Source organism: Thermosulfurimonas sp. (genome assembly GCF_015491435.1).
Classification (GTDB): domain Bacteria; phylum Desulfobacterota; class Thermodesulfobacteria; order Thermodesulfobacteriales; family Thermodesulfobacteriaceae; genus Thermosulfurimonas_A.
Genome location: NZ_WFVX01000027.1, coordinates 1 through 7,075, shown reverse-complemented (window position 1 = coordinate 7,075; position 7,075 = coordinate 1). Strand labels below are relative to the sequence as shown.

Below are 7,075 nucleotides of genomic sequence, written 5' to 3'. Positions count from 1 at the left end.
CTCCTTCCCCCGGGGGGATACGCGGTGGCGGATCTGGGCAGCGGGGGCGGGGTGCCGGGTCTGATCCTCAAGATAGCCCGCCCGGAACTGGAGGTGGTCCTCTACGAGGCCCATCCGCCTCGGGTGGCTTTTCTCCAGAGTCTGATCGCCGAGCTGGGGCTCTCCGGCGTGCGGGCGGAAAGGAGATTCCTGGGGCGCGAGGGCTGGCCGGAGACACGTTTTCCGGTGGTGGTCTCCCGGGGCTACGGTTCGGCGGAGAAGTTCGCCGCCCAGGCGGCAAGACTTCTCTCCCCTCCGGGGCTGGCCTTTTATCTATGGCGCAACGAGGTGGAACCCCGGGGGGAGCCGGAGAGGTATCTTCGTCTGCTTCAGGAGGTCTCTCTGGCCCTGCCCCGGGGGCGGGGGGAACGCCGCCTTTTGATTTTTGCCGGATGAGTACCCCTTGAAAAGGAAATTTTTTTGTGTTTCCCTGTAAAAGATTCCCGCAGGAGGTCCGGTGAATGGGAGGAAGAAGTCGTAAGTCCGTTTTGCGTCAGAAGCTGGCCAAATATTATCGCGAACGCGAGAATCCGCTGGCGCTCATGTCCCTGCAGGAGACCCTCATCCGCCAGCACCGGGATCGGTATGATCTTTTGATGCGCAATCTGGAGTATCTTCAGGCCCAGGAAGCCCCTCCGGCCGAGGAGGGAGGGGTCTCCCGGCTTACCATCCGCAAGTTCACCAGCGAGCCGGATAAGAAGTTCCTTAACCGGGCCTTTTATGAGGCCCTTTATCCCATCACCATGGAATATCGCTACATGCCCCTGCACGCCATTTTTGTATGGTATCTCCAGGCCCTGGAGATGGTTTACGGGGAGAAACTCAACAAGACCCATCTTAACCGGCTGCAGAAATGGATTCTGCGATGGCTCACCGCCATGACCCCGGAAGAGGAAATGAATCTCAAAAGTGAGATCGTCACCTGGATCCTCAATCGTTTTACCTAAAAAGGGGGAGGGCCCGGTCCTTTATCTTATCGACGGCACATCCTTTGTCTATCGGGCCCATTACGCGGTAAAGGAATATCTATCCACCTCCTGGGGCCTGCCCACCAAGGCCGTCTATGTGTTTACCCGGATGATGCTCCGGATCCTGCGCGAGTTTCGTCCGGAGTATCTGGCCCTCTGTCTGGATGAGAAGGCCCCCACCTTTCGCCACGAGGCCTACCAGGACTACAAGGCCCAGCGTCCTCCCATGCCCGAGGAACTGGTGGTACAGCTTCCCTATATTCGCGAGATAGCCGAGGCCCTGGGGATTCGGGTTCTCAGTGTTCCGGGCTATGAGGCCGACGACCTCATAGCCACCCTGGCCCACCGTCTTCCGCATCCGGTGGTGATCGTGGCCGGGGATCGAGACCTTTTTCCCCTGGTGAGCGAGAGGATTTACATCTGGGATCCCATCCGCGAGAAGACCATCACTCCCGAGGAGGTCCTCAGGCGTTACGGACTTCCTCCGGAGAAGATTCCGGAGATGCGGGCCCTGGCCGGGGATGCCAGTGATAACCTGCCCGGGGTCAAGGGCATCGGAGAGAAGACCGCCTGCACTCTTATTCGCACCTTCGGCTCGGTGGAGAATCTTTATGCCCGGCTCTCCGAGGTCACGCCGCCCCGTCTGCGGCGTCTGCTGGAGGAGGGCCGGGAGGCGGCTTTTCTTTCCCGCGAGCTTCTCACCCTAAGGACCGATGCCCCGGTCCCGCTGGAGCTTTCGGCCTATCGGGTACGGGATCCCGACTATCGACGTCTTCGGGGCCTTTTCGTGAAGCTGGAGTTCCGGCGTCTGCTCGCGGAGCTGCCCTCCGAAAGAGACCTGGGGGCGGAAGTGCGCAGGGTGGACGGGATTCCCGAAGAGGCCTTTTCCGGAGGACCGGTGGCCCTGTGGGTTTCTCCGTCCCGGGGTCTTTTCGGCGGGGCATGGGCAACCCTGGGGCTGGCCAACTCGGACCGGGCCTGGGAACTCTCCGGTGTCTCCCCCTCGCAGTGGCGCAAGCTTCTGGCGGCCAAGCCGCAGGCCTGGATCCTCTACGACCTCAAGGCCCTGGCCCATCTTCTGGGAGAAGCCCCCTCCCTTCAGGGAGAGATCTTTGAGGTCAAACTGGCGGCCTGGCTTCTGGACCCCACCCGCAAGAGTTATCTCCTGGAGGAACTGGCCCAGGAATACCTGGGGGCCCGTTTGCCTGCCCCGGAGGAGGAAAAGGGTTGCGGGGCCCGGGCCCTGGCCCTGGCTCAACTCTACCCCTTTTTAAGGGAGGAGATTTCCCGCGCCGGGATGGAAAGACTCCTTCTGGAGGTGGAGACCCCGCTTGCCCTGGTCCTTTTCCGGATGGAAAGGGTCGGGGTGCGCGTGGATCGGGAGTATCTGCGCCGTCTGGCCCGCGAACTGCGGGAGAGACTTAAGGAACTGGAAGAGGAGGCCCACCGTCTGGCCGGAGAGGTTTTCAACCTGCGTTCCGGAAGGGATCTCTCCCGCATCCTTTTCCAGAAGCTGGGACTTCCCCGGGGGAAACGCACCCCTAAGGGCACGGGATATTCCACCGATGTGGAGGTGCTTTCGGAACTGGCCAAGCAGCATCCGTTGCCGGAGAGGCTCCTGCGTTATCGAAGCCTTTACAAGTTGCTTTCCACCTATGTGGAGCCACTCCTGGCCCTGGCGGACTCCCGCGATCGGGTGCACACCACCTTCCACCAGACCGGCACTGCCACCGGACGTCTTTCCTCCTCGGATCCCAATCTTCAGAATATCCCGATCAAGGGGGAGGAGGGGGAGTGGATTCGTCGGGCCTTCGTGGCCGAGGAGGGCTGGCGGCTTCTTTCCGCGGATTATTCCCAGATCGAGCTGCGGCTGCTGGCCCATTTTTCCGGGGACGAGAATCTGCGTCGGGCCTTCCTGGAGGGACGGGATATCCATGCCACCACCGCTGCCGAGATCTTCGGTATCCGTCCCGAAGAGGTAACCCCGGAGATGCGCCGGTTGGCCAAGGTCATAAATTTTGGTATTGCTTACGGTATGAGCGCCTTCGGCCTGGCCAAGGAACTGGGGCTGGATCTGGCTCAGGCCCGGGCCTTCATCGAGAGGTATTTTCAGCGTTATCCCGGGGTCAAACGTTATATGGAGGAAAAGGTGGCCGAGGCCCGGGAGAAGGGATATGTGACCACTCTCCTGGGGCGCAGACGGCCCATCCCCGGGCTTAAGGCCCGGGAGAAAAGCGTACGGGAGTTCGCCGAGCGCACGGCCATCAACACCCCTATCCAGGGATCCGGAGCGGATCTGATCAAACTGGCCATGCTGGCCATAGACCGCAGACTGGCTCAGGAGGGGTACACCGCCCGTCTCATCCTTCAGGTGCACGACGAGTTGCTCCTGGAGGTCCCGGAGGAGGAGATAGAAGAGGTCCGGGAATTGGTCCGAAAAGAAATGGAGGAGGTTTATCCTCTGAGCGTGCCCCTTAAGGTCAACCTGGCCACGGGGAAAAACTGGGCGGAGGCCAAGGCCTGATGTGGGAACCCTGGGAGGGCGGTTATGAGATCAATCGCGATCCGGCCCATATCGAGATCCTGCTTCAGGATCTCAAGAAGATGGGTTACTGGGTCATCTTTGTCAGCGGACGCTTTCGTTCCGGCCCTACCCTTTTGCTGGAGGTGCTCAGGGACCATCTGGTCTTCGATTATCCCCGTCCCTGGTCTCCGGGGTTGACCACCGCCCGGGTGATCTATCGGGACAATTCCAATATCGAGTATTTCTTTCGGGTGGATATCCTGCGCGAGGACCGGGAAGAAAAGTATATCTTCACCTCCCGTCCCTCGGCCATCTTCCGGCTGGAGAGGCGGATGTATTATCGGGTTCCCACCCCTCCGGGTTCCCGGGCCCAGTTTCGGTGGAAGGATCAGGAGGTTACCGGAGACATAGTAAACATCAGCGCCGGAGGGCTGGCCCTGTTGCGCCCCAGCGTCAAGGTTCCGGAACGGGAGATCCTCACCGAGGGGAAGCTGGATCTCTGGGTCTCCTCCACCAGATCCTTCGGCACGGTAGAGATTCCTCGGGCCGAGGTGGTCCGGACGATGGATTCCCCGGATGGCCCCCTTCTGGGGATCAAATTCCATATCCACGAAAAGACCCGCCAGGAGCTTATGCGTTACGTCATTCAGCGGGAGATCGAGATGCGCAAGGCCAAACGGGCCGAGGCCTAAACCGTAAACTTGAAGCTTCCCTTCCCCAGGATATCGTGAAGATGGAGGATTCCCACCAGTTTTTCCTCTTCGTCCACCACCGGCAGTACGGTGATGAGATGTTTTTCCATGAGATCCAGGGCCTCGGAGGCCAGCCGATCCTTACGGATGCGTTTAGGGTCCGGGGTCATGATCTCCTCCACCCGGGCTTCCTCCGGGTTCCCCCGGCGGAGGAGGGCCCGACGCAGGTCGCCGTCGGTGATGATGCCCCGCAGGTGATCGTGGTCGTCCAGGACCAGGATGCACCCCAGGCCCTTACGATCCATTTCCGGGAGGGCGTCTCGCAACAGGGTTCCCATGCGGGTGCGGGGAATATGTTCCTCGGTGAGCATGATTTCCGCCACCCTTACCCGAAGGCGTTCTCCCAGGGAACCGGCGGGGTGATTACGCCGGAAATCTTCGGGGCCGAATCCCCGGGCCTCGGCCAGGGCCACGGCCAGGGCATCGCCTACGGCCAGAGCCGCGGTGGTGCTGGCGGTGGGAGCCAGATCGTAGGGGCAGGCCTCCCGGGGAACCCCCACGTCGATGACCACCTCCGCCATACGGGCCAGCGGGGAATCGCCGTTTCCGGTAAAGGCCACCGTCTTTACCCCGCGCCGTTTGAGGATCTGAACGATCAGGTTTACCTCCTCGGTGCGCCCTGAGTTGGAAAGGGCCAGCAGTACATCCTCCCGGGTGACCATTCCCAGGTCTCCGTGAAGGGCCTCGGCGGGATGCAGGAAGAAGGCCGGGGTACCGGTGGAGGAAAGGGTGGCGGCTATCTTGCGACCTACCAGTCCGCTCTTTCCGAGCCCGGTTACCACCACCCGCCCCCGGGACCCCAGAATGAGCTCCACCGCCCGCTCGAAGGAGGGGCCCAGCTTACGATAAACGCTCTCCAGCCCCTCGATCTCGATACGCAGGACCCGTCTGGCCGTTTCCACTACCCGCATGTCCTTAAATATATCCCCGAAATCATCCCCTTGACAAAAGAGCCAAGGATTGGCAAGGTATTGAAAAGCTTTCTCAACAAAGGTCCGATGGAACGTTCTCCGGGTTCGGAAATAGAAATTTTCAGGGATTTTATCAAGAGGAAGGGGTTGCGCTATACCCAGGAGCGGGAGATCATCCTGCGGGAGGTCTTCAACATCCACGATCATTTCGACGTGGATGAACTTTATTTGCGACTGCGCAACAAGGGCTATAAGGTCTCCAAGGCCTCCATATATCGCACCCTTCCCCTGCTTATCGAGTGCGGGCTGGTGCAGGAGGTATATCACGAAGATGGCCACATGCATTATGAACACATCTACGGTCACGAGCCGCACGCCCATTTTCGCTGTCTTTCCTGTCGCCGGGTGGAGGAGTTCAGCGATGATCGACTGGAAGAGGTGGCTCGCGAATATGCGGAAAGGTACGGAGTGGAGGTGAAGATGACCCGTTTCGAGATCCTGGGGTATTGTTCGGCCTGTCGCGGAAGAGAGGGCTAGGGATGGGGTTCCGGTGGCGCTGGCGTTGGGGAAGGGGGTGTCGGCGAAGGGAAGAGGGGATCTGTCCCCGCATGGAGAATCTCACCACCCTCGACGAACTCCGTACCGGCGAGGAGGGGATCATCGTCAAGGTCCTGGGTAACGGGGCCTTCAGACAGCGTCTGCTGGAGATGGGGTTCCTTCCGGGGACCCGGATCAGGGTCATTCGTTATGCGCCCCTGGAGGATCCGGTGGAATACGAGCTCAAGGGCTATCATGTGGCCCTGCGACACGAGGAGGCGGCCAAGGTCCTGGTGGAGAAATGTCCGAAATCGTCGTAGCCCTGGCCGGAAACCCCAATTCCGGAAAGACCACCCTCTTTAATGCCCTTACCGGTGCCCGCCAGAAGGTGGGCAACTGGCCCGGGGTCACCGTGGAAAAGAAGGAAGGGGAACTCCGGACCAACGGCCATCTCTTCCGAATCGTGGACCTCCCCGGCACCTATTCCCTGACTCCGTATTCCCTGGAGGAGGTGATCGCCCGGAATTTCATTCTGGAGGAAAAGCCGCACGTAATCCTCAACGTGGTGGATGCCTCCAATCTGGAGCGCAATCTTTATCTTACCGTGCAGCTCATGGAACTGGGGCGGCCCATGGTGATCGCCCTGAACATGATCGACGTGGCCAAGAGCCGGGGAATATACGTGGATGCGGAGAACCTCTCCCGTCTCTTGGGGGTACCGGTGGTTCCCACCGTGGGGACCAAGGGCCTGGGGATGGAGGATCTGATAGGGGTCCTGATAGAGGTGGCCGAGGGCCGAAGGGAGAGCCGCCCGGTGCATCTGTATTACGGTCGCGAGATAGAAGAAGCGTTGAGCGAGCTGGTGGAGCTTCTGGAGGAACTGCATCTTCTCCCCGCATATCCCCGGCGCTGGCTGGCTCTCAAGCTTCTGGAAGGGGATCGAGAGGTGCTCTCCCGGGTCCAGAAGGAGGAAGGGGCCGAGATCCTGCTCTCCCGGGTTCGGGAGATCTCCTCCCGACTGAGACAGATCTTCGACGAGTCCCCCGAGGCCCTTATCGTGGAAGCCCGCTACGGCTTTATCTCCGGAGCGGTGCGTGAAGCGGTCCGTATCTCCGCCATCTCCCGCAAGACCTTCTCCGAGCGCCTGGACGATATCCTTACCCATCGTCTTCTGGGTTTCCCCATCTTTATCGGGGTCATGTATCTCCTCTTTTACCTCACCTTCAAGCTGGGGGCCTATCCCGTGGCCTGGCTGGAGGATCTTCTCAAGCTCACCGAGGAGAGCCTGAGAGGCCTCCTTCCCCCCGGACTTTTGCGGGAGGTCCTGGTGGAAGGGGTTCTGGG

General features: G+C 60.5%; 8 protein-coding genes. 7 read left to right on the top strand and 1 reads right to left on the bottom strand.

Annotated elements, in window-relative coordinates:
• The 4 genes from F8J34_RS01060 to F8J34_RS01045 form a co-directional block, all read left to right on the top strand.
• The coding region (locus F8J34_RS01060; RefSeq protein ID WP_297055526.1) for an RsmG family class I SAM-dependent methyltransferase at positions 1-435 on the top strand (435 nt) is incomplete at its 5' end.
• 65 nt (positions 436-500) lie between these two features.
• A complete protein-coding gene (locus tag F8J34_RS01055) occupies positions 501-986 on the top strand; it encodes a hypothetical protein (protein WP_297055524.1) in 486 nt (161 codons plus the stop codon).
• Entirely contained in the window at positions 949-3,531 is a 2,583-nt protein-coding gene (polA, locus tag F8J34_RS01050; RefSeq protein ID WP_297055523.1) for a DNA polymerase I, read from the top strand. Before F8J34_RS01055 ends, polA begins: the two co-directional genes overlap by 38 nt.
• A complete protein-coding gene (locus F8J34_RS01045; RefSeq protein WP_297055521.1) occupies positions 3,531-4,223 on the top strand; it encodes a PilZ domain-containing protein in 693 nt (230 codons plus the stop codon). Before polA ends, F8J34_RS01045 begins: the two co-directional genes overlap by 1 nt.
• On the opposite strand, the gene F8J34_RS01040 is transcribed toward F8J34_RS01045, so the two are convergent.
• Positions 4,220-5,194 carry a KpsF/GutQ family sugar-phosphate isomerase gene (locus F8J34_RS01040; protein WP_297055519.1) on the bottom strand — a complete coding sequence of 325 codons (975 nt, stop codon included), beginning with the start codon at positions 5,192-5,194 and terminating at the stop codon, positions 4,220-4,222. The genes F8J34_RS01045 and F8J34_RS01040 overlap by 4 nt on opposite strands.
• Positions 5,195-5,281: 87 nt before the next feature.
• On the opposite strand from F8J34_RS01040, the gene F8J34_RS01035 reads away from it, so the two are divergent.
• The 3 genes from F8J34_RS01035 to F8J34_RS01025 form a co-directional block, all read left to right on the top strand.
• A complete protein-coding gene (locus tag F8J34_RS01035) occupies positions 5,282-5,731 on the top strand; it encodes a transcriptional repressor (protein WP_297055516.1) in 450 nt (149 codons plus the stop codon).
• 2 nt (positions 5,732-5,733) lie between these two features.
• Positions 5,734-6,051 (top strand): FeoA family protein, encoded by a 318-nt coding sequence (locus tag F8J34_RS01030; protein WP_297055513.1) that lies wholly within the window; start codon positions 5,734-5,736, stop codon positions 6,049-6,051.
• The coding region (locus F8J34_RS01025) for a ferrous iron transporter B (protein ID WP_297055510.1) at positions 6,033-7,075 on the top strand (1,043 nt) is incomplete at its 3' end. The genes F8J34_RS01030 and F8J34_RS01025, both read left to right, overlap by 19 nt.